Origin of the sequence: Tatumella sp. UCD-D_suzukii (assembly GCF_000611875.2) — a bacterium.
In the GTDB taxonomy this organism is placed as follows: Bacteria; Pseudomonadota; Gammaproteobacteria; order Enterobacterales; family Enterobacteriaceae; genus Tatumella; species Tatumella ptyseos.
Genome location: NZ_JFJX01000053.1, coordinates 56,122 through 82,303 on the forward strand (window position 1 = coordinate 56,122; position 26,182 = coordinate 82,303).

Genomic DNA, 26,182 nt, shown 5'->3' on the forward strand with positions numbered 1-26,182 from the left:
CACGTAAGAAATATGCTATTTTGTCACAGGTCTTGTAAGAATGAATCTTTCATCCTTTATATTGCTACCGGCTGCTGTTTTTTCAGACAAAACTGGTGATATTTATGCTTTTTATGCTTAAAAAAGTGATCGGGGGAATGCTGCTACCCCTGCCGCTGCTTCTCATCTGCATGGGGCTGGCGCTTTTATTATTATGGTTTACTCACTGGCAAAAAACCGCCCGGACATTACTTTCCGCCAGTTGGGTGATTTTATTACTGCTAAGCCTGCAACCTGTCGCCGATCACTTACTCGCGCCACTGGAGTCACAGTATCCGACACTGCGGGACGGACGCCCCGGTGACTATATCGTCGTTCTGGGGGGCGGATATACCTACAATCCTCACTGGGCTCCCGGGTCGAATCTGATTGGCAACAGTCTGCCGCGGGTGACCGAAGGTGTCCGGTTGTGGCGCCTTTCTCCGGGAGCGAAGATGATCTTTACCGGAGCCAGAGCTGAGGGAAATCCGCGCAGTAATGCCAGTGTGGCTGCAGAAGTCGCTGAGTCACTGGGGGTCCCGGCACAGGATATCATTCAACTGGATAAGCCCAGAGACACCGCTGAAGAAGCGGCGGCAGTCCGGCAGCTTATCGGAAATCACCCGCTGATCCTGGTCACGTCCGCTAATCATCTGCCAAGAGCGATGCAGTTCTTCCTCAGGGAAGGATTAACGCCAGTCCCTGCACCGGCGAATCAGATGGCGATCACCAGCCCCCTGAATTTTTGGGAGGAATTAACCCCTTCTCCGCTCTGGCTGTCTCACAGCGAGAGAGCATGGTATGAAACGCTGGGTCGGGGGTGGCAGCGCCTGACAGACTAGCCACGACTGCGGTTGTTATTCGAGCCAGGGAAGAAGGCTGTCCCTGGCCTGACGATATAACTCCGTCGAAAACGGACGATTATGAATTAAATGATCCACCTGGTCCCAGAGGCGATAGAGCGAACACCGCCATATAAAGCCTTCATCAACACCGTATTTTTTCAGATAACACTGTAACAGGCTCTGTTCCTGTGGCGAATTCTGCAAGCGAAAAAGTTCATACTCTGCCGGAGCCCAGAGCATTCTTCCGGGTTGAACCATCGCCAGCAAATGACCGGTGTGCGGATCTTTAAGGATGGTGTTCAGGGTCAGATTGCCATGCACCATCACATTCGGTGCGTTAAGATCAGCAAATAATGTGGCATGGCAGAGCTGGCTCCGGGACAGCAGTTGCTGGTCGTCTGAAGAAATCACCGTTTGATGTTTCTGCCGCAGCAGCGCAAGGAGCACTGAGGTGTGTTGAAAATACCAGTCGGACCAGCTGATTTTCTGAGTGCTGTCGACATAGCCACTCATCCCGTCAGCAGAGTGTGAGTGCCACGCTCCCAGCCCTTCCGTAATTTGCTGTGCCAATGTTTGCCATTGTTCAGCCGAATGGGCCGGGGCTTCAGCAGAGATGCCTCCGATGCGCCCCACCAGCAGTAATTCATGAAACGGCAGCCGTTCACTGACCACAACACCATAGACGACGGGGAGATGGATTGTCCCTTTCTGACGCAATAGCATCAGTTTTCTGGCTTCCTGTTCGGCCATGCCTGGCTGGGAAAAACAGCGTACGGCCATCGGCATCGCATGCCCGGCCCTGTCATAAATAGCATACAGACAGGATTGTGCCTGGCAATGAAGCGTCTCAATTCTGCTGATCGATTCCCCGAGGATAAGGCTGAGTTCAGCCTTTAACAGTTCCATTTTTCCTCCTGATAAGCTGCATCACGCGGCCCGCTATCAGGGACATTTCGTCAGCCTTTCCCTTACCGGCCGGACTGGAAGTTATTGCTGTTCTGCAAGGATCTCACGCACACGCTCAAGATCAGCCTGTGTGTCTACACCCACTTGTGGTGTTTCCAGCGCGACATCCACATGTATTTTTTCACCGTACCAGAGCACTCTTAGCTGCTCCAGCAATTCAATCTGCTCCAGCGCGCAGGGCTGCCAGCGGATATAACGACGGATAAACCCGGCACGATACGCATAAATACCAATATGCCTTAATAAGGTGTCCCCAATGGTATCGCGTGAGGCTGCATAGCGTTCACGATCCCAGGGGATAGTTGCACGAGAGAAATACAGTGCATATCCCTGATGATCAGTCACCACTTTGACTGCGTTCGGGTTAAAGGCTTCTTCCGCTTCGGTCACAGGAACCGCCAGGGTCGCCATTCCGGAACTGGCCTGCGAAAGGTTTTCAGCTACCTGCCGAATGATCGCCGGCGGAACCAGGGGCTCATCACCCTGCACATTCACAATAATGGTATCGTCGGCCAGCTGGCAGGCATCAATAACCTCGGCCAGACGCTCAGTGCCTGAGTTATGATCTTCACGGGTCATACAGACTTCACCACCCGCTGCCGTAACTGCCTCAGCCACTGCCGGATGATCGGTCGCCACAATCACACGGTCTGCCCCGGAGGCCAGCGCCTTATTTAGTACGTGGACAACCATCGGCAGGCCATTGATATCAACCAGCGGTTTTCCGGGCAGGCGTGTAGAGGCATATCGGGCAGGAATGATGACCACAAAACTCATGACAGGCTCTCATCCGCTGTCAATGGACGGGATTCATTTTCCAGTAAAACGGGAATACCATCACGCACCGGATAGGCTAAGCCATCAGGTTTACAGATCAGTTCCTGCTGTTGCTGATTATACTGCAATTTACCATTGCAGACCGGGCATGCCACTATTTCGAGTAAACGGTGATCCATATTTCCTCCATCACGGACCGCGGGTACAGAGTGATAGCATATCACAGCCGCCCGGGAGGAAACATGATTTGTCATAGCCGGAAAAAGAAAACAGAGGCCATCAGGCCTCTGTCAGGGATCGGGATCCGGGGATCGCTAACGGGGTATTATTGTGGCTGGCTAAGGTGAACTATTTTATCCAGTAATACCGATGCGGCTTCTCCGCTCAGTTGCGCAGTCACCGGCAAATACCACCAGTTGGCCCGGGCAAACTGGCGGCATTTAACCGCATCTTTCTCGGTCATCAGCAGTTGCTGAGCGCCGGAAAGCAATACCTCAAGTTCCTGCGCCGAATACGCATGATGGTCAGCGAAAGCAATTTCTGCCACCGGGGTCACTCCGCGGGATTTCAGTGTAGAAAAGAAACGGGGAGGATGACCAATACCCGCCATCGCCACAATATCGGTCAAGGCTGACAGTGGCCGGGTTTCACCGCTCAGCAGATTGACGGCCTCCCCGGAGACCAGCTGCATGGCAATTTCACCGGCATGAGCTTCTCCCCCGTTTGTCACCACCGCGTCCACTTCCTTCAGACGTGATGTGCGCTCTCTCATCGGACCGGCCGGCAGCCACCAGCCATTCCCGAAACGTCGCACACCATCAACCACTACGACTTCAAGGTCGCGGGCCAGCGCGTAATGCTGTAAGCCATCGTCAGTAATAATCACCTCGACCGGTGAGGATCCCAGCAGAGCCGCAACAGCATCTGATCGCCGCGGGGCGACAGCGACAGGCACCCCGGTACGCTGATAAATCAGCACCGGCTCATCCCCGGCTTCCGCCGTGGTGGTCGTGTCTTTCAGAACCAGAGGATAACGTTCGGCTTTGCCGCCATATCCGCGGGAAACAACCCCCGCGGAAATTCCCCTGGCTCTGAGTTGTTCCACCAGCCAGATAACCACCGGTGTTTTACCATTGCCTCCGGCGGTCAGGTTACCTACCACAACCACCGGAACAGGCGCCCGCCAGCTTTTGCGCCAGCCACGACGATAGCTCCAGCGGATAATGGCCGTAATAGCACCATACAGCAAAGAGAATGGCAGAAGGAGTCGCCACCCTCCTGACTTTCCGCTCCAGAGGCGCTCAATCATTGCCCGAACTGCATACTGTGAAGCTGAGCATAGGCACCGCGTTTCTCCAGCAATTCTGCATGAGAACCACGTTCGATAATCCGCCCGTCTTCGACAACCACGATCTCATCCGCTTTTTCGATAGTCGACAAGCGGTGAGCAATCACCAGGGATGTTCTGTTTTTCTGCAGTTCATCCAGAGCCGACTGGATCGCGCGTTCAGATTCGGTATCAAGCGCAGAAGTTGCTTCATCCAGAATAAGAATGGGGCAATCGCGCAGTAACGCCCTGGCGATAGCAATACGCTGGCGCTGACCACCGGATAAAAGGACCCCGTTCTCACCGATCACGGTATCCAGGCCATGTTCCATTTTACTGATAAAGTCCATGGCATGGGCCATTTTTGCAACACGTTCGACATCTGCACGACTGTATTCAGACTCACGGGCATACGCGATGTTATTGGCAATAGTGTCATTGAACAGATGCACGTTCTGAGACACCAGCGCTACCTGATTACGTAATGACTGCAAGGTGTATTCTTTCAGATCATGGCCATCCAGAATAATCTCACCGGACTGAATATCGTAAAAACGGGTCAGCAGACTGGCAATGGTCGATTTACCCGAACCGGAGCGTCCCACCAGGGCAACCGTTTTACCGGCGGGCAGTTCCATGGAGATATTATGTAACGCCGGAATATCCCGGCCAGGGTAACAGAAAGTCACATTGCGGAAAGCAATGTCTCCACGGGCACGGGAGACAACCCGGGTACCTGTGTCTGTTTCCTGCTCTGAGTCCAGAATGGTGAATAAGGTCTGACAGGCAGCCATCCCGCGCTGGAACTGCGCATTGACATTCGTCAGCGACTTTAACGGGCGCATCAGTGCAATCATTGATGAGAAGACGACAGTAATCGTCCCGGCGGTCAGTGTATCCATCACCTCAGGGAAACTGGCCGCATACAGAATAAAGGCCAGCGCCAGGGACGCAATCAGCTGAATAATCGGGTCTGAAATAGAAGAGGCTGAAACCAGCTTCATTCCCTGCTGTCGCATACGGTTACTGACCACATCGAAGCGTTTGGTCTCAATTTCCTGGCCACCAAAGATCAATACTTCTTTGTGTCCTTTGAGCATTTGCTCAGCACTGGTGGTCACCTGCCCCATCGTGTTCTGCATTGTCTTACTGATATTACGGAACCGTTTAGACACTAAGCGGATGGCAAAAGAAACAATCGGAGCCAACACGATAAGGATCAACGATAGCTGCCAGCTATAATAGAACATCATAATAAACAGGCCGATAATCGAGGCCCCTTCCCTGACAACAGTCACCAGCGCACTGGAAGAGGAAGAAGCTACCTGCTCAGAGTCATAGGTGATCCGGGAAAGCAAGGTCCCGGTTGACTGCTGGTCAAAGAAGGCCACCGGCATTCCCATCATATGGGCAAACAAGCTACGACGCATCCGCATGACCACATTACCGGAAACCCAGGAGATGCAGTAACTTGAGATATAACTGGTGATGCCACGCATCAGCATCAGGCCAATCACGGCTAAGGGCATCCAAATTAAAACGGATTTATCGGCTTTACCAAAACCATCATCAAGCAGAGGCTTAAGCAACGATAACATTAGGGTGTCACCGGCGGCATTAAGGACCAATGCAATTGCTGAAACGACCAGCCCCGCTTTATGCGGAGCAATCATTGGCCAGAGCCGACGGAATGTCTGCCACGTTGAGAGATCTTTATCTGAATGCATTATTTCTTCACGTTGTTTGAGATTACCGGTTATTCTACCTGGATTCAGGCCTTACACCAAACCACTGATGATACCAGCGAGGGAAAATTTCTTCGCGCATTTCTGAAATACGATAATGACGCTGGTAAATCCGCAACGAGATCTGCCCCGATATCGCGGTATCCGACCAGCGAAACCCCGCCTTACGATAACGCTCAATCACTTTCAATGACGGCATTTTCCATGCGTTATAACGGGCAAGAGACGCCATAGCCACCTCACCGTTTACCGACCTCAGCAGAACCGGCGATGACGAGGTATTACTCCCATGATGAGGTACCTGGAGAAAGGTTGCCTGCAGGTGCTGCTTCTCCAGCGCGACAAGCTTCATTTCTGCCTGACGTTCAAGATCCCCGGTCAGCAACAGGCTGAAAAAACCATCAGAGACTTTAATCACACAGGAGTCATTATTCTGGCCGTTAGTGCTGCCAGCAGGAGGCCATAGCACGGTAAAGCTCAGTCGCTGCCACTGCCAGCGATCTCCGCGAAAACAGCGAAGATGTCCGCGGCGGGACAATGCTGTTCTGACGGGGGTTGCCGGCCAGTAAGACAGGATCCCGCTCAGACCGCCATAGTGATCCAGATGACGATGACTGATAATGACTTGCTGCAATTTCAATCCGTGCCTTAATAACCAGGGAACAATAATGCGTTCACCGGCATTGCTTTGCTGCCAGCGATTCCCGGTATCATAAACTATCGCCTCATCCCCCTGGCTTATAACAACGGCCAGCCCATGCCCGACATCCAGCATATCCACTCGCCATTCTTCATTACGCGGCGGATAGCGCCAAAGCAGGCAACAGAGTAATAACGTCAGGCCGTGAAAGGGGTAATGATAGCAAGTGGCAGAACGAAAAAAGAGCAGGCCACCCCAAACCACCGTGCCCCATAAATAAGCATCGGTCACATACCACCATCCCGGGGGTGGAGACTCAAGCAACATCACCAACAGGGTGAGAGATTTATCAGCCAATTGCCAGAAAAGTCCGGCGAACCCTGTCGGTGTAAGAAGCAAGGCCAACCCTGCAACGGGCAATGTAAACAGAGAGACCAGCGGAATCGCTATCAGGTTTGCCGGTAACGCCACCAGACTGGTACCATTAAATAATAACGCCTGTAGCGGCAGCATCAGTAACAACATCCCCGACTGCAGATGTAATAGCTGCAGGCTTCGCCAGCGCCAATGACGGGCATAGTGCCGGGGTAAGGCAAACCACCGATACCAGACCAGTAACATCAGCACTGCCAGTGTTGATAACCAGAAGCTGTCCGATAATACAAACATCGGGTCACTGAGCAGCAGGCCCCCGGCACATAACAGCCAGATCTGCCAGCTATTGAAATTGAAATAATGCTGACGAAAGATCTGCCAGAGACTCATAGCAAGCATGGCCCGTAATGCCGGAGCCTGCATCCCGGAGAGCCAGGTATAACAGCCCGCCAGTAACAGGCTGATCATGCCAGGCAGAAAGGGCGTAATCAGTCGGGCTGGTAACCCCCGCTGAAGACATCGCATGACTCCCCATCCGGATGCCGCAGCCAGGCCAATGTGCATACCCGAGATAGCCATCAGGTGAGCAATCCCGGTCTCACGGAAGAGTTGCGAAATTTGCGGGGATATCGTATCCCGGACACCAAACAGCAGTGCCTGTAGTACACCACCGTACTTCAGACCGGTCAGTTCTTCTCCCGCCGCGGCCATAATATCCGCTCTGAGGCTGCATTCCGGCGTGATCACCGTTTTTTGCAGGATGCGCCCGCCGAGCGGCCGGTAACCGGCCAACGCTGCACGTTGCTGATCGTATCCCCCCTCATTCAGTCGGCCATGAACCGGGCGTAATCTCAAACGCATCCGCCACCGCTGTCCGGCACAAAATTCCGTCACCTCGTCCCCCACAGTTACCCGGGCTTGTAACGCCGGAAACTGTGCTTGTCCGGAAACTGAGACGATTTTTATGCTGATCTGCTGCCGGCCTGGTTCTGTCGTGATGACCCTGACTTCAGCCTCCAGTGGCCTTCGGGTCAGTTTATCGATCTGATTAATTTGTTGTTGTGCCACCAGTACTCCCCAGCAGAAGATACCTCCCAGCCAGGCCAGCGCCTGCAATATCCGAACTTCGCTACGTAACAACACGAATGAAAGGACGGCGATCCCGCACAGTACGCTTCCGGTCGGAAGTTCCGGTAAGAAAAGTAAAGCAGACAAAGCAAGGACGGTAATACCGGAAAAAAGTATCAGGCTCATCTTTCCCTCCCGGAGGCGAAAGAGAACAGTGCCCGTTCCGGTTCAGGAATGAAAACAGCCAGCAGAAGGAATGTGCAGGATAACCACAAAGATTACCTGAAGACGTCATACAGAGGGGAAAGGCGAGCGGGCGGGTTCACAACAGGCAAAAAAAAACGATACCCTAAGGTATCGTTTTTAGCATCTTCTGAAATTCAGGCTTTGGCATTAACCGCTAAATTCGCACGGTCACGTAACTCTTTTCCTGGTTTAAAGTGGGGAACGTATTTACCTTCCAGTTCCACTTTGTCACCCGTTTTCGGGTTACGGCCAGTACGGGGAGCACGGTAGTGCAAAGAAAAACTGCCAAATCCCCGGATTTCGATGCGTTCGCCTTGTGCCAGGGTCGATGCCATATGTTCAAGCATCTCTTTAACAGCATCCTCAACAGCCTTAGCCGGTATATGAGTTTGCTGGCTGGCAAGGCGTTCGATCAACTCTGACTTAGTCATGAATCCTCCGGTGATTTCCTTTAGGGAACTTTTTGACAGCTTGCCTGAACAGACAACAGCATTACACCGTTGTCTGTCTCTTCAGGGCAATTACTCGCCTTTAGATGCTGCTTTGAATGCTTCAGCCATCGCATTAGAGAAGGTGCTTTCGTCTTGCTGTTTGTTGTTAACAGTAGCAATTGCATCTTTCTCGTCAGCTTCGTCTTTCGCACGAACAGACAGGCTTACAACGCGGTTCTTACGATCAACACCGGTGAACTTAGCTTCAACATCGTCGCCTACGTTCAGAACCAGAGTCGCATCTTCGATACGGTCGCGTGAAGCTTCAGAAGCGCGCAGGTAACCTTCAACGCCGTCAGCTAATTCAACTGTAGCACCTTTCGCGTCAACTGCAGTAACTTTACCAGTTACGATCGCACCTTTTTTGTTCAGTGTGATGTAGTTGTTGAAAGGATCTTCAGCCAGCTGCTTAACGCCTAAAGAGATGCGCTCGCGCTCTGCATCAACCTGCAGTACAACGGCAGCGATTTCGTCGCCTTTTTTGTACTCACGAACAGCTTCTTCGCCGGTCGCGTTCCAGGAGATGTCTGACAGGTGAACCAGACCATCGATGCCACCGTCCAGGCCGATGAAGATACCGAAGTCAGTGATTGACTTGATTTTACCTTCAACACGGTCGCCCTTGTTGTGGGTTTCTGCGAACTGCTGCCATGGGTTAGATTTGCACTGCTTCAGACCCAGGGAGATACGACGACGTTCTTCGTCGATGTCCAGAACCATAACTTCAACAACATCGCCCACGTTAACAACTTTAGATGGGTGAATGTTTTTGTTAGTCCAGTCCATTTCAGAAACGTGTACCAGACCTTCAACGCCTTCTTCGATTTCAACGAAGCAGCCGTAGTCAGTCAGGTTGGTTACACGGCCGGTCAGACGAGTGCTTTCCGGGTAACGCTTAGCGATAGCAACCCAAGGATCTTCGCCCAGCTGTTTCAGGCCCAGAGATACACGGGTACGTTCGCGGTCGAATTTCAGTACTTTAACTGTAATTTCGTCGCCAACGTTAACAATTTCGCTTGGATGTTTAACACGTTTCCACGCCATATCAGTGATATGCAGCAGACCGTCAACACCACCCAGATCAACGAATGCACCGTAGTCAGTCAGGTTCTTAACGATACCTTTGACTTCCATGCCTTCCTGCAGGTTTTCCAGCAGCTGATCACGTTCAGCACTGTTTTCAGATTCGATAACCGCGCGACGTGAAACGACGACGTTGTTACGTTTCTGATCAAGCTTGATTACTTTGAATTCAAGCTCTTTGCCTTCCAGGTGCAGAGTATCACGAACCGGACGTACATCTACCAGTGAACCTGGCAGGAACGCACGAATACCGTTCAGCTCAACAGTGAAGCCGCCTTTGACTTTGCCATTGATAACACCGGTAACAGTTTCAGCTTCTTCGTAAGCTTTTTCCAGCGTGATCCACGCTTCGTGACGCTTAGCTTTCTCACGGGACAGCAGAGTCTCACCGAAGCCGTCTTCGACAGCGTCCAGGGCTACATCAACTTCGTCACCTACCTGGATTTCCAGTTCGCCGGCTGCGTTTTTGAACTGCTCTGCAGGAATTGCAGATTCAGATTTCAGGCCCGCATCAACCAGGACGATGTCTTTGTCGATAGCAACAACAACACCACGAACAATGGAACCCGGACGGGTTTCGATTTCATTCAGCGACTCTTCAAAGAGTTGAGCAAAAGATTCAGTCATATTGATAATCTTCAGGATTCTTCAATTTAACGTCCATCTGACATCATGTCGGATGGGGTTGTTTCACATTCTTCGCCTCATCCATGAAACGAAGGTAAAGCATTCTGTACGGTGTTCCCCGGGAATTAATCGAAACTCTTCAGCAAGGACTTCGCATAATTCAGAGATTTTTCAATCACCTGGTCGATAGTCATGCCGGTCGAATCAATCACCAGCGCGTCCGCTGCAGGAACCAAAGGTGCCACTGCACGATTGCGGTCCCGATCATCCCGTTCTTTTATCTCGGATAAAAGGCGCTCAAAGTTAACATCAAAGCCCTTCTCCTGCAACTGTAGCATGCGTCGTTGCGCTCTTTCTTCTGCACTTGCATCGAGAAATATCTTCACCGGGGCCTCCGGAAAGACCACGGTGCCCATATCACGGCCATCCGCAATCAGGCCTGGTGCTTCTTTAAATCCGCGCTGGCGACGCAGTAATGCCTCACGAACGCGCGGGAAAGCGGCGACTTTAGATGCGGTATTGCTGACTTCCTGGGTACGGATTTCGTGGGTGACTTCCTCACCTTCGAGGATCACCTGCAACTCGCCCTCTACCGACACAAAGCGGACATCCAGATGGGCAGCGATAGGAACTAATGCTTCTTCGGAACTGATATCCACCTGATGATGCAAAGCGGCCAATGCGAGCACCCGATAGATAGCCCCTGAATCAAGTAAGTGCCATTGCAATGTTTCAGCCAGGGCTTTACATAACGTACCCTTTCCTGCTCCGCTCGGGCCATCAATGGTAATCACCGGGACTGTTGTCATCGTTATCTCCTTGTCACTTTACTGAATTCAGCCTGTAAAAACGCCATCAGCTATCAGTATACCTTCTCTTAAACGTAATAAGTAGCAGAGGCTTATGCTGTCAGTCAGCCAGGAAAACAACATTTTCAGCTAATCTCTCAACACCGGTGTCCCGGTGCTGAGAATAAACATAGACGATAATTTATCATCGCGGGCAATTTTTACTGACTCAATGCCGCAAACTGCCGGAAATAATCAGGGAATGTTTTCGCCGTACAGCCCGGATCAAGAATAGTCACCGGCGTGTCTGAAAGTGCCACCAGCGAGAAACACATCGCAATACGGTGGTCATTGTAGGTCGCGATATCCGCATGCTGAAGCTTTTGCGGTGGTGTGATTTCGATGTAATCATGGCCTTCTTCAACCACCGCACCCACTTTACGCAATTCCGTTGCCATCGCCGCCAGACGATCGGTTTCTTTCACACGCCAGTTATAGATATTGGTCATCCGCGTAGTGCCTTCAGCAAACAGCGCGGTAGTCGCAATGGTCATGGCCGCATCAGGGATATGGTTCATATCCATATCGATACCTTTCAGACTGCCACGGCGACAGGCAATATAATCGTCACCCCATTCGACCTCCGCGCCCATATTCTGCAGCACATCCGCAAAACGGATATCACCCTGAACGCTGTTCCGGCCAATGCCGGTCACCCGCACGGTACCGCCACGAATGGCCGCTGCCGCGAGAAAATAAGAGGCGGAGGATGCATCTCCCTCGACCAGGTAATCACCGGGAGACAGATATTGCTGCTCTCCTTCGATAACAAAACGCTGATAGGCCTGATTTTCTACCGTAACACCAAAGCATTTCATCAGGTTAAGCGTAATGTCGATATAAGGTTTCGAGACCAGATCACCCTTGATAGTAATAGCCGTCTGTTGCGGTGCCAGAGGTGCCGCCATCAGTAACGCCGTCAGAAACTGGCTGGAGACGCTGCCATCCACACTGATCTCGCCCCCGGTGAAACCTCCCTCAATACGCAGTGGCGGATAGTCTTCATTTTCCAGGTAAGTAATCTCCGCGCCGCCCTGACGCAAAGCATCGACCAGATGGCCAATCGGCCGTTCTTTCATGCGAGGCTCACCGGTCAGGATGATATCATTGCCGGCCAGACTTAACGCCGCGGCCAGCGGACGCATTGCGGTACCGGCATTCCCCAGAAACAGTTCAACCGCGCCCGGGGAGCGTAATGCGTCCCCGGTCCCGGTCACAACACATTCGGTACGGTCGTCAGAAAGTGAATACTGAACCCCGAGCAGGGACAATCCGTTCAGCATATGTTTAATATCATCGCTGTCCAGGAGGTTGGTCAGGCGTGTCGTACCTTTCGCCATGGCAGCAAGTAACAGGGCCCGGTTTGAAACACTTTTAGAACCCGGCAGGTTTACGGTGCCCTCAACATGGGCAACAGGTTGTAAGGTCAGAGAATCCGACATGTAAAATCACTCTTTTTAAAAGACAAAAACCCCGTCCATGACGGGGTAAACACAAAAACCGGCATCCCCGGGGGTATCAGCCGTGGCGACGTTCAAAGTCCAGCATAAAATCAGTCAGGGCCTGTACGCCAGCCAGTGGCATAGCGTTATAGATGGAAGCACGCATTCCGCCGACCACACGGTGGCCTTTCAACGCATGCAGTCCCTGACTCAGAGACTCTTCCAGGAAAAGTTTATCCAGCGCAGAATCCGCCAACTGGAAAGGCACATTCATCTGTGAACGGTTGGCTGCTGCCACATTATTCCGGTAGAAGTCACTGTTATCAATGGTGCTGTACAGGAGATCCGCTTTCTGCTGGTTACGTTTTTCCATTGCAGGTACCCCCCCCTGCTCTTTCAGCCATTGGAACACTAACCCTGAGAGATACCAGGCAAAGGTCGGTGGGGTGTTAAACATCGAACCGTTGTCTGCCAGCACGGAATAATTAAAGACTGACGGTAAATCGGTACGGGCTTTGCCGAGCAAATCTTCACGGACGATCACCAGTGTCAGCCCGGCCGGACCGATATTTTTCTGAGCACCCGCGTAAATCACACCATAACGGCTGACATCAATTTCATGGGACAAAATGGTGGACGAAAAGTCAGCCACAACCACTTTATCGCCGAAATCCGGTTGTTCGAAAATCGCCGTGCCATCAATCGTTTCATTCGGGCAATAGTGAACATAAGCCGCATTATCATTCAGTTTCCACTGGCTCATCGGCAGAAGCGCCGTTTTGCCCTCTTCACTGACTTTGATATCGATAGTGTTTGGCGTACAGAATTTTTCAGCTTCTTTGATGGCGCTATGTGCCCAGTAACCCCCGTCGACATAATCCGCATGGCTTGCACCGTTGAGCAGGTTGCCAGGGACAGCAGCAAATTGCCCGCGCCCGCCACCATGGCAGAACAGTACTTTGTAATTCGAAGGGATTTTCAACAGATCACGAAAATCCTGCTCAGCCGTTTCCGCCACCTGGATGAATTCTTTACTGCGATGGCTGATTTCCATTACAGACGTGCCAAGTCCCTGCCAGTTGGTCAGTTCCTGCTGTGCACGACGAAGTACTTCTGCTGGCAACATTGCGGGGCCAGAACTAAAATTATACACCTGCGTCATTTATACTCACCATGGTTACAACGAATGATTATCCGGTACTTACCGGTTTTATCACTGCGGCAATAACGCTGCAATAATAAATCTCTGCCGGAGATGATTTTAAAGGATATCCCCCTGTTCCTTCATGGCGTTGGTGTTTTATCCTGCCACCGTTTACAGGCCTGCAGGCTCCCTCAGCCGCCGCATTCTGCGCGGGTAAGAATTTTCATTCATCCTCATAGCGATAGAGAAAGAAAATCCGTATCATTGCCGGCAACTCAATTACTCATGATCCCCGGGAGAACGCGGCCCATGACACAAACATTTATACCTGGCAAAGATGCTGCACTGGAAGATTCCATTACCCGGTTCCAGGACAAATTACAGGCACTTGGCTTCAATATTGAAGAAGCCTCATGGCTGAACCCTGTCCCCAATGTATGGTCAGTACATATCCGCGATCGCGATTGTCCGCTCTGCTTTACTAATGGTAAAGGCGCAAGCCGCAAAGCGGCACTGGCCTCGGCGCTGGGTGAATACTTCGAGCGTTTATCCACTAACTATTTCTTTGCCGATTTCTGGCTGGGCAACCGTATTTCAGAAGGTGATTTTGTACATTACCCGGACGAAAAATGGTTCCCGTTGACGGAAGATGACAGCCTGCCGGAAGGGCTGCTCGATGAAGGTTTACGTAAATTTTATGACCCGGATGATGTTCTGGGGGCCAGCCTGCTGATCGATTTACAATCCGGCAATGATGAACGCGGGATCTGCGCCCTGCCGTTCACCCGACAGTCGGACAACAAAACGGTCTATATTCCGATGAATATCATCGGTAACCTGTATGTTTCTAACGGCATGTCGGCAGGGAATACCGCGAGTGAAGCCCGTGTACAAGGGCTTTCTGAAGTCTTCGAGCGTTATATCAAAAACCGCATTATTGCTGAGTCCATCAGTCTGCCGGAAATTCCTGATGCGGTGATGGCGCGTTATCCTGCCGTGACTGAGGCTATCGGTCAGTTGGAAGCCGAAGGTTTCCCTATTTTTGCCTATGATGCATCGCTGGGTGGCAAGTATCCGGTGATCTGTGTCGTGCTGTTTAATCCCGCGAATGGCACCTGTTTTGCCTCATTCGGCGCACACCCTGACTTTGGTGTAGCTCTGGAGCGTACCGTCACCGAACTGTTACAGGGCCGTAGTCTGAAAGATCTCGACGTCTTCACACCGCCAACATTCGATGATGAAGAAGTCGCTGAACACACCAATCTGGAAACGCACTTCATCGATTCCAGCGGCCTGATTTCCTGGGATATGTTCAAAGACACGCCTGATTATCCGTTTGCTGACTGGTCTTTCTCCGGCACGACTGGCGAAGAATTTACGACGCTGATGAATATCTTTAAAGCGGAGCAGCAGGAAGTCTATATTGCGGACTACGAACATCTCGGGGTTTATGCCTGCCGTATTATCGTCCCTGGCATGTCAGATATTTATCCTGCAGAAGACCTGATGCTGGCTAATAACAACATGGGGGCAGATTTCCGTGATCTCTTCCTGAGTCTGCCTGACAGTGAGTGGGAGGCTCAGGATTATCTGGATCTGATCACGCGGATAGATGATGAAGGTCTGGATGATTTCACCCGGGTGCGTGAACTGCTCGGTCTGGCAACCGGTAAAGACAGTGGCTGGTCTACCTTGCGTGTCGGTGAACTGAAAGCCATGCTTGCCCTGGCCGGAGGTGATACAGAGCAGGCCCTGATCTGGACAGAGTGGACCATTGAGTTTAATGGTTCTGTCTTCAGTGCTGAACGGGCAAATTACTACCGCTGTCTGCAGACATTACTGTTACTGGCTCAGGAAGATGAACGTACTGCGGTGGAATATCTGAACGCGTTTAACCGGATGTACGGCAGTGATACCGTTGAAGCCGCCTCTGCCGCCCTCAGCGGTGAAGCGCCTTTCTATGGATTACATCCTGTGGATACCGATCTGCAGGCCTTCCCTGCACATCAGTCATTGCTGGCAGCTTATGAGAAACTCCAGAACGCCAAACGTGAGCACTGGAAAACACGCTGATACCCTGCCTTTTAGCACTCCCGACAGCGCCGTGAGAATGGCGCTGTTTTTCTTTCTGCCCCCCGCTTTTCTTCTTTTAATGACGAGCCTGTTTTCCGGCTCAGCTCTCCTGGTAAAACAACTACCGTACGGTAGGGCGATAGCACAAAAATCAAAAATAAGGATATTTTTTAAAAAAAATTTTATCGTTTTATTTCAATGAATTAACCTGAAAACACCTCTAAAACTCCCCCTTTTACTCTGCCTGCAGAGGTGAATGATGATCCATATCAAGTTGCCTTCATAGCCGTTTTGTTACGCTTAATTCAGCGAAATACCCGGAGGGGTTAGTGTGAAAACTGACAATCCTTTTGATTTACTGATGCCGGCAGCCATGGCTAAAGTTGCCGAAGATACCGGGGTATATAAAGCCTCGAAACATCCCTTAACCACGTTCTTGTTGGCTATCACTGCCGGCGTATTTATCTCCATCGCGTTTACCTTTTACATCACCGCGACGACCGGGAGTGCTGTTCTGCCTTACGGTTTGTCAAAACTGGCAGGCGGTTTCTGTTTTTCACTCGGGCTGATTCTGGTCGTGGTCTGCGGTGCCGATCTTTTTACATCAACCGTCCTTATGGTGGTCGCTAAAGCCAGTCAACGTATCAGCTGGGGTCAGCTCGCACGGCACTGGGTCAACGTCTACATAGGAAATTTGTTTGGTGCGCTTTTCTTTGTCGGGTTAATCTGGTTTTCCGGAGAGCATATGTTGGCAAACGGAGGCTGGGGAATGAATGTCCTGCAAACGGCTGACCATAAGATGCACCATACCTTTGTTGAGGCTGTCGTGCTGGGAATACTGGCCAATTTGCTGGTCTGTCTGGCTGTGTGGATGAGTTATGCCGGTCGTTCACTCACCGAAAAAACGATTGCCATGATTTTACCGGTCACAATGTTTGTCTCCAGCGGTTTTGAGCACAGCATTGCTAATATGTTCATGATCCCTTTAGGGATCATCATTAAAAACTTTGCGTCTCCCGAATTCTGGCAAACGGCGGGGATCTCAGCAGATCAATTCCCCTCCCTGACCCCCGGACATTTTATTCTGAACAATCTGATTCCGGTCACCCTGGGCAACATTCTCGGCGGAGGCCTGTTAGTAGGCTTAACTTACTGGATGATTTATCTGCGTAACGACGGTGTCAGTCAGTGACCGCTCGTTACCTTACGGATTCTTTGTACCGCCAGGCACGCATAATGCTGCCAGTGCGTTCAACTCAACTTAATAAGGCAGGCATATCATGACTGAACTCAACGAAAAAATGACCCTGGCGTGGCAGGAATTCACTGCGGGTGAATGGCAGGACAGCATTAATGTCCGCGATTTTATCCAGAAAAACTACACTCCTTATGAAGGCGATGAAACCTTCCTGAGTACTGCGACCGAAGCCACCACCGTGCTTTGGGATAAAGTCATGGAAGGGATTAAAATCGAAAACCGTACCCATGCACCGGTCGATTTTGATACTGACCTTGCCTCCACAATCACTTCTCACGATGCGGGATATATTAATAAGTCCCTGGAAAAAATCGTTGGTTTGCAAACGGATGCCCCGCTCAAACGTGCATTGATCCCTTATGGCGGTATCCGTATGGTGGAAGGCTCCTGTCAGGTTTACGGCCGCCAGCTCGACCCGTCACTGAAAAAAATCTTCACTGACTACCGTAAAACCCATAACCAGGGGGTTTTTGATGTCTATACCCCCGATATCATGCGCTGCCGTAAATCCGGTATCCTGACCGGCTTACCTGACGCCTACGGTCGCGGCAGGATCATCGGTGATTATCGTCGTGTGGCACTGTATGGTATTGATGCCCTGATGAAAGACAAACTTGCACAGTTTGGTTCTCTTCAGAGTGATCTTGAAAGCGGTAAAAATCTGGAAGATACCATCCGCCTGCGGGAAGAAATCGCGGATCAATATCAGGCATTAAAAGACATGAAAGAGATGGCCAGCCGTTACGGTTGTGATATCTCTGTACCGGCGGCAAACGCCCGGGAAGCCGTTCAGTGGACTTATTTCGGCTATCTGGCCGCCGTAAAATCACAGAACGGTGCGGCCATGTCTTTTGGCCGCGTCTCAACGTTCCTCGATATCTATATTGAACGCGATATCCGTGCAGGAAAACTCAGTGAAGATGAGGCTCAGGAACTGATTGACCACCTGGTCATGAAATTACGTATGGTTCGTTTCCTGCGGACACCGGAATATGATGAACTGTTTTCCGGGGATCCTATCTGGGCAACAGAATCACTGGCCGGGATGGGGCTTGACGGCCGGACACTGGTCACCAAAAGTACCTTCCGCTTCCTGAATACCCTCTACACCATGGGACCTTCACCGGAACCTAACATGACCATCCTTTGGTCAGAACACCTGCCGCTGAATTTCAAAAAATTTGCGGCAAAAGTTTCTATCGATACCTCGTCTATCCAGTATGAAAACGATGACCTGATGCGTCCGGATTTCAACAGTGACGACTATGCAATTGCCTGTTGTGTCAGCCCGATGGTGATCGGTAAACAAATGCAGTTCTTCGGCGCCCGTGCTAACCTGGCGAAAACGATGCTCTATGCCATCAACGGGGGCATGGATGAGAAACTGAAAATCCAGGTCGGTCCGAAAGAAGCGCCAATGACCGATGAGGTGCTGGATTTTGATAAAGTGATGGACCGGATGGATCACTTTATGGACTGGCTGGCGACTCAGTATGTCACTGCGCTAAACATTATCCATTACATGCATGATAAATACAGCTATGAAGCTGCCCTTATGGCGCTACACGACCGTGATGTTTACCGCACTATGGCGTGTGGTATCGCCGGGTTATCTGTCGCTGCTGACTCACTTTCCGCCATTAAATACGCAAAAGTAAGGCCGGTGCGTGATGAGAATGGCCTGGCCATCGACTTTGATATCGAAGGGGAGTATCCGCAATTCGGTAACAACGATTCACGTGTTGATGACCTCGCGTGTGACCTGGTAGAACGTTTTATGAAAAAAATTCAGAAACTGAATACCTATCGCAATGCGGTGCCAACGCAGTCTGTCCTGACCATTACGTCCAATGTGGTTTATGGTAAAAAAACCGGGAATACCCCGGATGGTCGCCGGGCTGGCGCACCTTTCGGTCCGGGGGCTAACCCGATGCATGGACGTGACCAGAAAGGTGCTGTTGCATCACTGACTTCCGTCGCGAAATTACCGTTTGCCTATGCGAAAGATGGCATCTCTTATACCTTTTCCATTGTGCCTAACGCGCTGGGTAAAGATGATGATGTGCGTAAAGCAAACCTGGCAGGTCTTATGGATGGCTACTTCCACCATGAATCAGCAATTGAGGGTGGACAGCATCTGAACGTAAATGTTATGAATCGTGAAATGTTACTGGAAGCGATGGAAGATCCGGAAAAATATCCGCAACTGACTATTCGTGTCTCAGGTTATGCCGTTCGCTTCAACTCTCTGACGAAAGAACAGCAACATGATGTCATTACCCGTACGTTTACTCAGTCTATCTGAAGCCACTGAGTCATGACCGATTAAGGCTCCTTAAAAGGAGCCTTTTTACTTGCGTTGTTTTATTATCGGTTAGATAACAATACGACCATCGTAGCCTGTTGAATATCCGCCCTGCATACACCGTTGCAGGTAAAAAGAGGAACCATTCCATGTCAGTGACTGGTCATATTCATTCTATTGAATCCTGTGGAACCGTTGACGGACCGGGGATCCGGTTTATCGTCTTTTTTCAGGGATGCCTGCTTCGCTGTCTCTATTGTCATAACCGGGATACATGGGATATCCATGGCGGTAAAGAGGTATCAGTTAAGGAACTGATGGATGACCTTCTCTCTTACCGTCACTATATTAAGGCTTCCGGCGGTGGAGTGACGGCATCCGGCGGTGAGGCAATTTTGCAGGCAGAGTTTGTTCGTGACTGGTTCCGGGCCTGCAAAGAGGCAGGCATTGATACCTGTCTGGACACCAATGGCTTCGTTCGCCGTTATGATAAAGTGATCGACGAACTGCTTGATGTGACAGACCTGGTTATGCTGGATCTGAAACAAATTAATGATGAGATCCACCAGAAACTGACCGGTGTGCCAAATCATCGGATGCTGGAATTTGCAGAGTATTTACACAAACGTGGGCAGAATACCTGGATACGTTACGTGGTCGTGCCGGGATACAGCGATGATGATGCATCAGCCCATCAACTGGGACAGTTTATCGCGCCGATGGATAATATTACGAAGGTTGAACTGCTGCCCTATCATGAGCTGGGCAAACATAAATGGACGGCCATGGGTGAAGACTATCAGCTCGAAGGCGTCCGGCCTCCACCGAAAGAAACAATGGAAAGAATTAAGGCCATTATTGCCGGTTATGGCCATAAGGTCATTTACTGATCTCCGGACAAAAAAGGGCCAGCAGCCCTTTTTTTGTCGTTAGTCTGAGAGTCAGGCATGTGCTACCGGGGTCGTCTGGTGGTCTGCTTTTCGCAGTAACATCACCAGATAAACAAAAGACACGGCTGCAATCATAGTAAACAGAATATTGTCCGAGTAGTGTTCCATCAGCAATGAGGTCATTACCGGCCCCAGCAGGCTGCCAATGGTATAACTCAGCAGCAAAGCCTGGTTCATAGCAATCAGTTCATGATGTGCCACTTTCTCACAAGCCCATGACATGGCCACCGGATAGAGCGTAAAACAGGAGCATCCCAGAATAAACAACGCCGGTACCATTGCCATTTGAGATAACATGGCCAGAGCGCCCAGTATCACCATAAATACCTGGATCCGTAACACCATCAGACGCCCGAAACGATCTGCAAGCCGACCGATCGGCCACTGCCCGAGGATCGCAGCACTGACCAATAATGCCATCCAATAGCCTACATTCGAATCACTCATGCCACGATGTGAAAGGTATAAGGGGAGTAAGCCATACAATGAACCCAGCACCACACCGGACAGGATGCAGCCATTGATCCCTAAGCGAGAAGAATGACGGCCGAACATCTCACGAACATTAGGCGTTTCAGCTTCATCCGCGATTTCAGGGGTGTTAATACGGGTAAACAGTAATGGCAGGAAGGCTACGATAATCAGCATCACCAACATAGGCAGTACATAACCTGCTTTATCGGAAACGAAGCTGACCAGTAACTGCCCCAACACCGTAGCAATATAATAAACGATCATATACGCTGCCAACAGGCGTCCGCGGTTGCGCGGTGTACCTGAACACAGTAAAGCACTCTCGACAACAACCCAGATTAATGCACAGCCGGTCCCTGCCAGGAAACGCCACAACGTCCAGCCTGCAAAACCGCCAGCGATGAGCAAAGCCCCGGTTGCCATTGCAAACAGCGCAGCAGCAAAGTAATAACTGCGGTTAAAACCGAGCCGGCGAATCACTTTGCCGGCAATGATCGTACCGAGTAAGTTACCGGAGAAATAAGCAGAACTGACGACGCCAACCTGCCAGGTCGCAAACTGGTCATGAGCCAGCCACAAAGGCACAAGCGTATTTAACACCGCAATCGCAATGGTTAATAACAATAAACCACTAAGTAAAAGCAATACGGGACGGGACCATGCAGACATAGCCATAACCACAGAAGGAAATAATGTGGCGAATAATGGCACCAACAATTTTAAAGTCAATTAACAAAAATAAGCAGAGCATTTTTTGCTGTCGTACAGGGAAATTGATGAGAAAAACGGGAAAGGCAGGGTCTGTGTAAATCAACAGTTTAATGACTTCAGGGCATAAAGATAGATAGCAATATCGGGCAGGACATAGAAGCTCTGCCACGGATACATCCTCTGATAGCGTCAGATTTTCCTTTTTATATGTCTTTTTAGTAACTCACCACCACACGGTTCATACCATCCACATTCACCACATCCGGACGAACAGAAATCCTATAGGCTACGTGTCTGTTGCAATGCACTGAGATATCACCTGCTGAGGCTTCTAGTAACATTGCACAGCGGTTAACCACCTGCAAATGTACTCCCAAAGAGGCCTCAACTATCTGACTCGATGCAGGAAAAGCTACCATCAGACTCATTGCTGAAAAAATAGCTGAAAAAACTAAAACTCTGATACTTCTGTATGGATATCGCATTTACCACCCCCTCTTGCAATAAATGCAGCAGGCTAATGCTTTCCGCCCTGGTTAAATGTTTAAAATATAAAACTACTTTAGGTAATCTCTGTTACCTGTTGTCTTAGATATACAAGAGGGTGCGAATATTTACAAATGAAATTAATATTTTTTATGATTTTAATCAGTTTTAAGAAAATCATCTGTTTTAACAGAACAAGGGATGAGCAGAATTTGGGTGAAGCGGGGGAAAATACATCAGGTGTTACTGAAGCCGGCTTGTAAAACGCCCTGAGTCGGGCAGAGTACAAGCCGGAAAGCAGATTAATAATTTAGTGTCACGGTCACTGTATCATTATAGCTGCCAGGCGTTGGCCAGCTTTGGGAAGGGACCACACCATAAACGGTCATACTTTGGCTGGAACCGGTTGCTGAAGAGAACGTTTGAGTATTGGTGTTATCCCATACCTTACTGTGTGCAGCATCCTGATACAGCTTATAAGACACACACTGATTATCTGAACTGTTACACAAATAACGGGTTGATTGCTGGCTATGAAGCCCGCTACCAAGCCCTACTGAGAAAGATGTATTCACAGGGCAGGTCACCGTGATTGTTGAGGTGGAAGTTGTCGACAATGTGGATGAAGCCGCCGGGCTTTGTTCACCGAAGCTCAGGTCACTGACATTGTTTATCTGACAACCATTTTTGATCACTGCACTGGCCCCACTGGATGCCTGATACACTTTTGTGGCGGGCATTGACGCACAGGAAGGCAGTTGAGACGCGCTGCTGGCATAGCTGTACTTAGTAATCGTTGTGAAATTATAGTTATAGTAGTCACCTGCCGAAAGCTTACTCTGTCCGGCGATAATCTTTGCAATCAAAGGAATATTTAACCCTGATTGCTGTCCTGAAGCGAGCACCAAATCTTGCTGAGCATAGACAGTGCTGCTTGCACTTAACGGCGAATCGGGATCAGTCGTTGGATACAAATTAAAATACAACGGATAGCCATTATCCGGATTGAGATGCATAGACAATGGCGCATTATCCTGCAATGTCAGACATGCTCTGATATAGGTCGGGGCTGAAGTATAATTCTGGCATGACAGGGGAACCTGAGCCGACGTCGATGCCGACTGCCCTGCTGTCACTGTACCAAAAGCGAAACTCGCCCCGCCATTTGTCCAGCAGTACGGATCGGCAGAAGCGCCGGAAGAAAAACTGAATCCGATCCCGGCAACGATTATTAACAGAATAACTCTGATCACTGGCATATCGCCTCCATCTGCACCACATTTTGCTCTGCGGGCAACTGTGCTGGTAATTTTATCCGGCAATCTCCGCCGGTACGGTGGACAACGACGTCACCACTGGCCGGAGGATCTTCCAGATAGATATTGCCTTCATAGCCAACTACCGTATGGGTTGTCCCTTTATCGGCAGTCAGCCCCTCGGCGTTTGTTACATCAACCGCGGCTGCAAAAGGTAACGCCGTCCCGTTTGCCTGTTTACCGATAATCAGTAATGCATGCGTGCGATAAATCGAGAACGATGCTATCGCCCCGCCTCCCCCTTTAGGGATGATCTCCTGCTCGGTATAAAGTGCGCGGTAGTCGAGCGGCAGAGACAGCACATCAATCGTAATATCATTTTTGAAGTAAGGATCCAGATCATTCAGGAACAATGTCCCATGCTTATCCGTCTTACCTGCCGGTCGGTGCTGAAGATATACAGGAATATTCGGTACCCCTGCAGTATCAACAATAGCGAACGCATCACCCAGTTCCCGGGTGGCATAGAAATGCCCCATAAAGAACCCAACAGCTCCGGTCATAGATGCGTAATAATTATTCTGCTGGTTGTACCGGTTATAGCCGAGCTCCAAATCACTCCAGGTAGTCCGCTGACGATAGTCTGCATGGGTATTCGGGTTATCCCCGTTTTGCACCGACAGATTGCCCCCCCAGCCTGGTTTATTAGAGTCCAGAGAACGTGACCAGCTAAGCTGGTTATACGTCGACTGACTTCCCTGCGACCGCTGAATCGATACATACTGATGATCTGTCAGCGGGAACGACAGATTGATATATACCGTCTTATCGTGTGTATCCTCCATCGATTGCGTCAGGCTGGTCGCGATATTAAAACGCTGACCGAACGTCTTAAACCATGAAAAACCTGCATATTGCTGATGTGTTTCCGGATACTGACGGTTAATCCAGCTCATACCGACGGTACCGATATGCCTGAAAGACCAACTGATAAATGCATTATCGGAATGTGTGGCTAAGGTGCTATCTGACAGCGCTGACATATCACGATAAGCCGTACTGCGCCGCGTTTGCGACACGGAAGCACTAAAGCGCTGATCCGACCATTGCCAGCCCATCCCCCATTGCTCGCCGGAATCTCCGTCATGGCGGCTGACAGAAAAATCACTATGAACAATCCCCAGTTCCGGGGAGAGCAAATAGTTAAATCCTAAGCCACCGTTCTGAAGAGGTTGCCCCTGTTCCGTATGCCCCTCAAGAGTAAGGTTATCGGCCAGTCCATAACGCCAGTTGCCTGTTGCCATCAAATCAGGATCGTAACTGAACGATCTGTAGCTGTAATTCTCACGGATCCAGCCTGCGTTCAGACTCCAGGTATTCAACCCTTTAGTCAGTAACAGGTCAGAACCATAAAGATTGAGATTGATGACGCGTTGCTGACCATTAATATCGGTGATCACGACCTGAGCCGTATTACTACCGGTAAAAAATGGTGAGGTTGTCAGAGTAAACTGACCGGGATTCACATGTTCTGACGATTGTTTAATCCCCTGCACATAGAGATCGACAGTCGACGGTAATGCTGTCGTATCTGATAATACATCCTGTGTTGAGGTATTAAAGTTTGGCTGCAAACTATAGTTATGAGAAATGCTGAGTCCGCCGAAACGGACGCTGTTAGTCCATGATTGCGAACCGGTATAACTATCGCCCAGGGTGACACTCAGCAGTTTTTCCGGATTGTCATAACTCCAGCTTGTCATAAGACGCTGTGTGTCATTCTCCGTATTCCCCTCCAGGTCCTCAAAACGACTGTTAAAGGAACTGCTGAAATTCCCCGGGCCGATGCCAAAAGAACGTAACTGCGTATAAGCGGTTAAGTCCTGCCCTGAAATATCCTGGCTGGCATAGAGGTCATAATTCAGAGCCATCCCTTTCACTGCCGGAGAGAATTGCTGGCTGGAAATAAAGCCGGAATGCTGCTGGCTATTGAGCTTTTGATCCCCCCCCAGCCAGTGCTTATCTGCTTTTATTTCCAGGATCTGATTTAAGGCATCATAATTGATCACGAGTCCGGGCTGACTGCTCAGATCTAAATGATTATTTTTTAATGGTAACTGCTGAGTATTAATATTTAATTTTTTCGCATCTTCAGCAGAAATATAAAAATTATTACCATTTTTTGAAATCTGAAACAGACCAGGAATGGATGCTCCATTGACAGAAATATTCAGATATAGCATTTCATCCGGAGCAGCAAAAACAGACGAAGAAACGATAAGCGATGTATATAAAAAATATTTACTGGATAGTGATCGGGACTGTTTTTGTTGTCGAATCATCATTAGTGGTAAAAGTAAGTGTTGAACCGGAGTACCTGCCTTTCGGCAAAGACCATGAACGGGTACTATGTGCTAAAACATACCCCATTAACCCCTGGTTAATCGTTACCTGATGCTTACCTGAAGATAAAATTACATTACTCAGTTTCAAGTGTTCCGGCCCATTATTTACGATGCGCAGTTTTTCAGGAACAGAATGAGTATCCAGATAAAAATTAATGTTACTTAAATTTGGCACGCTCTGAGGCGTATTAATAAATACCGGAAGTGTGTAACGCAGTAAGAATCTTACAGCACGCTTTCCGCTAGTATCGGCAGCTCCGGGCAATTCATCTACAACCAGTTTGTAAGTTTGCTCAGATGGCCCTGCCGGGACAGGAAGGATAATACGTAATAACTGCTGCTTGCCTGGCGGTATTGCTGTAATGGGCGGACTGACTATCAGAGACTGAGTTTCTGTCAGCACATCAGTTTCATTCTGCTGCGTCCATTTATAGACCCGAACCTGTGCGCTGATAGGATCGGCCCCCGTATTGTTTACATATATTGCTTTGACATTTTCTCCCTGTGAAAAATTAATATTCACGGGGAAAACCTGTAAGCTGGCGGCATATGAAGAAGAAAAGACAAAAGTCGCAATCAGGATACTGAAAAAATAACAGATACGAGTCATATACCTTACCAG

General features: G+C 49.9%; 20 protein-coding genes. 5 read left to right on the top strand and 15 right to left on the bottom strand.

What is annotated here, in order from left to right; genetic code table 11:
• The first annotated feature begins 104 nt into the window (after window positions 1-104).
• Window positions 105-860 (top strand): envelope biogenesis factor ElyC, encoded by a 756-nt coding sequence (gene elyC / locus CG67_RS10175; protein ID WP_029991128.1) that lies wholly within the window; start codon window positions 105-107, stop codon window positions 858-860.
• 15 nt (window positions 861-875) lie between these two features.
• Here elyC and CG67_RS10180 read toward each other — a convergent pair whose 3' ends face one another.
• The 11 genes from CG67_RS10180 to serC form a co-directional block, all read right to left on the bottom strand.
• A complete protein-coding gene (locus tag CG67_RS10180; protein WP_025902842.1) occupies window positions 876-1,769 on the bottom strand; it encodes a phosphotransferase in 894 nt (297 codons plus the stop codon).
• A gap of 81 nt (window positions 1,770-1,850) precedes the next feature.
• A complete protein-coding gene (kdsB, locus tag CG67_RS10185) occupies window positions 1,851-2,606 on the bottom strand; it encodes a 3-deoxy-manno-octulosonate cytidylyltransferase (RefSeq protein ID WP_025902843.1) in 756 nt (251 codons plus the stop codon).
• Window positions 2,603-2,785, bottom strand: a complete 183-nt coding sequence (locus CG67_RS10190) for a Trm112 family protein (RefSeq protein WP_025902844.1) — start codon at window positions 2,783-2,785, stop codon at window positions 2,603-2,605. The genes kdsB and CG67_RS10190 overlap by 4 nt, the downstream gene beginning before the upstream one ends.
• A 146-nt stretch (window positions 2,786-2,931) precedes the next feature.
• Window positions 2,932-3,915 (bottom strand): tetraacyldisaccharide 4'-kinase, encoded by a 984-nt coding sequence (gene lpxK, locus CG67_RS10195; RefSeq protein WP_025902845.1) that lies wholly within the window; start codon window positions 3,913-3,915, stop codon window positions 2,932-2,934.
• Window positions 3,912-5,660: a lipid A ABC transporter ATP-binding protein/permease MsbA gene (gene msbA / locus CG67_RS10200; protein ID WP_025902846.1), complete on the bottom strand. Its 1,749-nt coding sequence runs from the start codon at window positions 5,658-5,660 to the stop codon at window positions 3,912-3,914. Before msbA ends, lpxK begins: the two co-directional genes overlap by 4 nt.
• Before the next feature lie 34 nt (window positions 5,661-5,694).
• Window positions 5,695-7,947 carry a DNA internalization-related competence protein ComEC/Rec2 gene (locus CG67_RS10205; RefSeq protein WP_025902847.1) on the bottom strand — a complete coding sequence of 751 codons (2,253 nt, stop codon included), beginning with the start codon at window positions 7,945-7,947 and terminating at the stop codon, window positions 5,695-5,697.
• 194 nt (window positions 7,948-8,141) lie between these two features.
• Complete coding sequence (gene ihfB, locus CG67_RS10210) at window positions 8,142-8,438, bottom strand: integration host factor subunit beta (RefSeq protein ID WP_025902848.1); 297 nt, start codon at window positions 8,436-8,438, stop codon at window positions 8,142-8,144.
• Between the two features lie 90 nt (window positions 8,439-8,528).
• Entirely contained in the window at window positions 8,529-10,208 is a 1,680-nt protein-coding gene (gene rpsA, locus CG67_RS10215) for a 30S ribosomal protein S1 (protein ID WP_025902849.1), read from the bottom strand.
• A 125-nt stretch (window positions 10,209-10,333) separates the two neighbouring features.
• On the bottom strand, window positions 10,334-11,017 hold the full coding sequence (gene cmk, locus CG67_RS10220; protein WP_025902850.1) for a (d)CMP kinase: 684 nt from the start codon (window positions 11,015-11,017) through the stop codon (window positions 10,334-10,336).
• A gap of 200 nt (window positions 11,018-11,217) precedes the next feature.
• Window positions 11,218-12,498, bottom strand: a complete 1,281-nt coding sequence (aroA, locus tag CG67_RS10225) for a 3-phosphoshikimate 1-carboxyvinyltransferase (protein ID WP_025902851.1) — start codon at window positions 12,496-12,498, stop codon at window positions 11,218-11,220.
• A 76-nt stretch (window positions 12,499-12,574) separates the two neighbouring features.
• Complete coding sequence (serC, locus tag CG67_RS10230; protein ID WP_025902852.1) at window positions 12,575-13,660, bottom strand: 3-phosphoserine/phosphohydroxythreonine transaminase; 1,086 nt, start codon at window positions 13,658-13,660, stop codon at window positions 12,575-12,577.
• Window positions 13,661-13,951: 291 nt separating this feature from the next.
• Between serC and ycaO the strand changes: the two genes are divergently transcribed.
• The 4 genes from ycaO (at window position 13,952) to pflA (ending at window position 20,168) form a co-directional block, all read left to right on the top strand.
• Window positions 13,952-15,715 carry a 30S ribosomal protein S12 methylthiotransferase accessory factor YcaO gene (gene ycaO, locus CG67_RS10235; protein ID WP_025902853.1) on the top strand — a complete coding sequence of 588 codons (1,764 nt, stop codon included), beginning with the start codon at window positions 13,952-13,954 and terminating at the stop codon, window positions 15,713-15,715.
• 331 nt (window positions 15,716-16,046) lie between these two features.
• The gene (gene focA / locus CG67_RS10240) at window positions 16,047-16,907 is read left to right on the top strand and encodes a formate transporter FocA (protein ID WP_025902854.1); all 861 of its coding nucleotides are present in this window, start codon (window positions 16,047-16,049) and stop codon (window positions 16,905-16,907) included.
• A gap of 88 nt (window positions 16,908-16,995) precedes the next feature.
• Entirely contained in the window at window positions 16,996-19,278 is a 2,283-nt protein-coding gene (gene pflB / locus CG67_RS10245) for a formate C-acetyltransferase (RefSeq protein ID WP_025902855.1), read from the top strand.
• Between the two features lie 149 nt (window positions 19,279-19,427).
• Window positions 19,428-20,168 carry a pyruvate formate lyase 1-activating protein gene (gene pflA / locus CG67_RS10250; RefSeq protein ID WP_025902856.1) on the top strand — a complete coding sequence of 247 codons (741 nt, stop codon included), beginning with the start codon at window positions 19,428-19,430 and terminating at the stop codon, window positions 20,166-20,168.
• Between the two features lie 51 nt (window positions 20,169-20,219).
• Here the strand turns inward: pflA and CG67_RS10255 are convergent, their stop codons facing one another.
• From CG67_RS10255 to CG67_RS10270, 4 genes are all read right to left on the bottom strand, one after another.
• Window positions 20,220-21,371, bottom strand: a complete 1,152-nt coding sequence (locus CG67_RS10255; protein ID WP_025902857.1) for an MFS transporter — start codon at window positions 21,369-21,371, stop codon at window positions 20,220-20,222.
• Window positions 21,372-22,201: 830 nt separating this feature from the next.
• Window positions 22,202-23,158: a spore coat U domain-containing protein gene (locus CG67_RS10260; RefSeq protein ID WP_025902858.1), complete on the bottom strand. Its 957-nt coding sequence runs from the start codon at window positions 23,156-23,158 to the stop codon at window positions 22,202-22,204.
• Window positions 23,149-25,398 carry a fimbria/pilus outer membrane usher protein gene (locus tag CG67_RS10265; protein ID WP_235501127.1) on the bottom strand — a complete coding sequence of 750 codons (2,250 nt, stop codon included), beginning with the start codon at window positions 25,396-25,398 and terminating at the stop codon, window positions 23,149-23,151. The genes CG67_RS10260 and CG67_RS10265 overlap by 10 nt, the downstream gene beginning before the upstream one ends.
• Before the next feature lie 58 nt (window positions 25,399-25,456).
• Window positions 25,457-26,170, bottom strand: a complete 714-nt coding sequence (locus CG67_RS10270; RefSeq protein ID WP_025902860.1) for a molecular chaperone — start codon at window positions 26,168-26,170, stop codon at window positions 25,457-25,459.
• Between the last annotated feature and the right edge of the window lie 12 nt (window positions 26,171-26,182).

Bases quoted from the DNA above. Each gene is read 5' to 3' on its own strand.
- CG67_RS10265 (WP_235501127.1), bottom strand. From the start codon at position 25,398: ATGCTATATCTGAATATTTCTGTCAATGGAGCATCCATTCCTGGTCTG.
- ycaO (WP_025902853.1), top strand. From the start codon at position 13,952: ATGACACAAACATTTATACCTGGCAAAGATGCTGCACTGGAAGATTCC.
- pflA (WP_025902856.1), top strand. From the start codon at position 19,428: ATGTCAGTGACTGGTCATATTCATTCTATTGAATCCTGTGGAACCGTT.
- msbA (WP_025902846.1), bottom strand. From the start codon at position 5,660: ATGCATTCAGATAAAGATCTCTCAACGTGGCAGACATTCCGTCGGCTC.
- pflB (WP_025902855.1), top strand. From the start codon at position 16,996: ATGACTGAACTCAACGAAAAAATGACCCTGGCGTGGCAGGAATTCACT.
- aroA (WP_025902851.1), bottom strand. From the start codon at position 12,498: ATGTCGGATTCTCTGACCTTACAACCTGTTGCCCATGTTGAGGGCACC.
- cmk (WP_025902850.1), bottom strand. From the start codon at position 11,017: ATGACAACAGTCCCGGTGATTACCATTGATGGCCCGAGCGGAGCAGGA.
- elyC (WP_029991128.1), top strand. From the start codon at position 105: ATGCTTTTTATGCTTAAAAAAGTGATCGGGGGAATGCTGCTACCCCTG.
- CG67_RS10270 (WP_025902860.1), bottom strand. From the start codon at position 26,170: ATGACTCGTATCTGTTATTTTTTCAGTATCCTGATTGCGACTTTTGTC.
- CG67_RS10205 (WP_025902847.1), bottom strand. From the start codon at position 7,947: ATGAGCCTGATACTTTTTTCCGGTATTACCGTCCTTGCTTTGTCTGCT.
- rpsA (WP_025902849.1), bottom strand. From the start codon at position 10,208: ATGACTGAATCTTTTGCTCAACTCTTTGAAGAGTCGCTGAATGAAATC.
- CG67_RS10180 (WP_025902842.1), bottom strand. From the start codon at position 1,769: ATGGAACTGTTAAAGGCTGAACTCAGCCTTATCCTCGGGGAATCGATC.
- CG67_RS10260 (WP_025902858.1), bottom strand. From the start codon at position 23,158: ATGCCAGTGATCAGAGTTATTCTGTTAATAATCGTTGCCGGGATCGGA.
- CG67_RS10255 (WP_025902857.1), bottom strand. From the start codon at position 21,371: ATGTCTGCATGGTCCCGTCCCGTATTGCTTTTACTTAGTGGTTTATTG.
- CG67_RS10190 (WP_025902844.1), bottom strand. From the start codon at position 2,785: ATGGATCACCGTTTACTCGAAATAGTGGCATGCCCGGTCTGCAATGGT.
- serC (WP_025902852.1), bottom strand. From the start codon at position 13,660: ATGACGCAGGTGTATAATTTTAGTTCTGGCCCCGCAATGTTGCCAGCA.
- lpxK (WP_025902845.1), bottom strand. From the start codon at position 3,915: ATGATTGAGCGCCTCTGGAGCGGAAAGTCAGGAGGGTGGCGACTCCTT.
- ihfB (WP_025902848.1), bottom strand. From the start codon at position 8,438: ATGACTAAGTCAGAGTTGATCGAACGCCTTGCCAGCCAGCAAACTCAT.
- kdsB (WP_025902843.1), bottom strand. From the start codon at position 2,606: ATGAGTTTTGTGGTCATCATTCCTGCCCGATATGCCTCTACACGCCTG.